The 2,669-nt window shown below is 68.4% G+C and carries 2 protein-coding genes and 1 pseudogene; 2 read left to right on the forward strand and 1 reads right to left on the reverse strand.

The annotated features are described in order from the left end of the window. A pseudogene (locus AC1DOC_RS28500) lies at window positions 1–184 on the reverse strand (4-hydroxyphenyl-beta-ketoacyl-CoA hydrolase); the annotation flags it as partial. A gap of 104 nt (window positions 185–288) precedes the next feature. Between AC1DOC_RS28500 and AC1DOC_RS28505 the strand changes: the two are divergent. Together AC1DOC_RS28505 and AC1DOC_RS28510 are read left to right on the forward strand one after the other, a co-directional pair. Next, complete coding sequence (locus AC1DOC_RS28505) at window positions 289–1,062, forward strand: crotonase/enoyl-CoA hydratase family protein (protein ID WP_478079701.1); 774 nt, start codon at window positions 289–291, stop codon at window positions 1,060–1,062. Then, on the forward strand, window positions 1,059–2,669 hold a 1,611-nt coding region (locus tag AC1DOC_RS28510), incomplete at its 3' end, for a feruloyl-CoA synthase (protein ID WP_478131004.1). The genes AC1DOC_RS28505 and AC1DOC_RS28510, both read left to right, overlap by 4 nt.

Consider the following 2,669-nt stretch of genomic DNA (forward strand, 5'->3'; position numbering starts at 1 on the left):
TCACCAGCCCGATCCTGCGTTCACGGTAGTAGGCCACGCTCTCGGCAATGGTGGGCCGGCCGCTGGAGCCGAAGTACTTGTCGGCGGCGCGGTCGTATTCCTCGCCGTAGTTGTCGAACGGGTTCCAGCAGCTCACTTCGGCGTGGGTGTGGATGTCGATGGCGATCAGGTTCTGGTGGTCCATGTCGTTGTCTCCAGTACGGGTAAGTCCCTAGGGATCGGGGGTCTCAAGTGCCTTGAATTGATTATTTATCATAACCATAATCCAACTCACACACGAATGCAATCATGACCAATCCCGACCTCCAACTCGACATCCGCGACGACGTGGCCATCGTCCGCCTGACGCGCGGCGCCAAGCGCAACGCGCTCTCGGACAGCCTGATCCTCGCGCTGCGCAACACCTTCGAGACGCTGCCTTCCACGGTGCGCGCCGCGGTGCTCGACGGCGAAGGCCCGCACTTCTGCGCCGGCCTCGACCTGAGCGAGCTGAAGGAGCGCGACGCCGGCCAGGGCATGCAGCACTCGCGGCTGTGGCATGGCGCGCTCGACCTGATCCAGCACGGCCCGGTGCCGGTGGTTGCGGCGCTGCACGGCGCGGTGGTGGGTGGCGGCCTCGAGCTCGCGAGCGCCTGCCACATCCGCGTGGCCGACCGCAGCACCTTCTATGCACTGCCCGAAGGCTCGCGCGGCATCTTCGTGGGCGGCGGCGGCTCGGTGCGCATTCCCAAGCTGATCGGCGTGGCGCGCATGACCGACATGATGATGACCGGCCGCGTCTACAACGCCGAGGACGGCGAGCGCGCCAACTTCGCGCAGTACCTGGTCGACGAGGGCGCGGCCTTCGACAAGGCCTTCGAACTCGCCAAGCGCGTGGCCACCAATGCGCCGCTGACCAACTACGCGCTGATGCATGCGCTGCCGCGCATTGCCGAGCAGTCGGCCGACCACGGCTTCTTCACCGAGGCGCTGATGTCCGGCATCGTGCAGAACGCGCCCGAGGCCAAGGCCCGCGTGCGCGACTTCCTCGAAGGCCGCGGCGCCAAAGTGAGCAAGGAATGACCACCATCCGATACCGTCCGCTGGCCTTCGGCGTCACGCGCGCCGTGCTGCGCGAAGGTGCGCCGGGCACGCAGTACCTGCGGGCCGAAACCCAGCTCGCGCCCTACCGCGACCGCATGACCGACCGCCTCGCGCACTGGGCCGAACAGGCGCCCGAGCGCACCTTCATCGCCCGCCGCGAACGGCTGGCCGATGGCAGCACCGGCGACTGGCAGCGCGTGAGCTACGCCGAGGCGCTGCAGAAGGCGCGCAGCATCGGCCAGGCGCTGCTCGATCGCGGCCTGAGCGCGGAGCGCCCGGTCGCGATCCTGAGCGAGAACGGTATCGAACATGCGCTGATGGCCCTCGGCTGCCTCTACGCGGGCGTGCCGTACTGCCCGGTGTCGCCGCCCTACTCTGTGGTGAGCCAGGACTTCGAGAAGCTGCGCCACGTGCTGGACACGCTCACGCCGGGCCTGGTGTTCGCGGCCGATGCCGCGCGCTTCGGCCGCGCCATTGCCGCCACCGTGCCTGCCGGGACCGAAGTGGTGATCGCTGAAGGCGCGCTCGAAGGCCGCGACGCCACCTCGTTCGATGCGCTGGCCGCCACGCCGGCCACGCCCGCCATCGATGCCGCGATGCGCGCCACCGGCCCCGACACCATCACCAAGTTCCTCTTCACCTCGGGCTCCACCAAGATGCCCAAGGCGGTGATCAACACGCACCGCATGTGGTGCGCCAACCAGCAGCAGCTGCGCCAGTCGATTCCCGCCCTGGGCGAGGAGCCGCCGGTGCTGGTCGACTGGCTGCCCTGGAACCACACCTTCGGCGGCAACCACAACGTGGGCATCGTGCTGGACAACGGCGGCACGCTCTACATCGACGACGGCAAGCCCACGCCCGCCGGCATGGCCGAGACGCTGCGCAACCTGCGCGAGATCGCGCCCACCATCTACTTCAACGTGCCGACCGGCTTCGAGGCCATTGCGCACGCCATGGAAACCGATGCGGTGCTGCGCCGCAACCTGCTGTCGCGCGTGAAGATGTTCTTCTACTCGGGCGCCGCGCTCTCGCAGCCCGTGTGGGACAGCCTGCACAAGACGCAGGAGTCCGAAGTCGGCGAGCGCATCGTGATGGGCACGGGCCTCGGCATGACCGAATCGGGGCCGTTCGCGCTCTACGTCACGGGGCCCGAGGTCAAGTCGGGCGACGTGGGCCTGCCCGCGGCCGGCATCGAGCTCAAGCTGATCGAGGTCGACGGCAAGACCGAGGTGCGCTACCGCGGCCCCAACATCACGCCCGGCTACTGGCGCGCGCCCGAGGCCACGGCCGAAGCCTTCGATGAAGAGGGCTTCTTCTCGACCGGCGACGCGGTGAAGTGGATCGACGAGTCGAACATCCACCGCGGGCTGCGCTTCGACGGCCGCATCGCCGAAGACTTCAAGCTCGCCACCGGCACCTTCGTGAGCGTGGGTCCGCTGCGCGCCAAGATCATCGCGGCCGGCGCGCCCTACGTGCAGGACGCGGTGCTGACCGGCATCAACCTGAAGGAAGTCGGCGCGCTGGTCTTTCCGACGCAGAAGGTGCGGGAACTGGCCGGCCTGCCCGAAGGCGCATCGATGCAGCAG

It is taken from the genome of Variovorax sp. 01T439_2 (assembly GCF_056398445.1).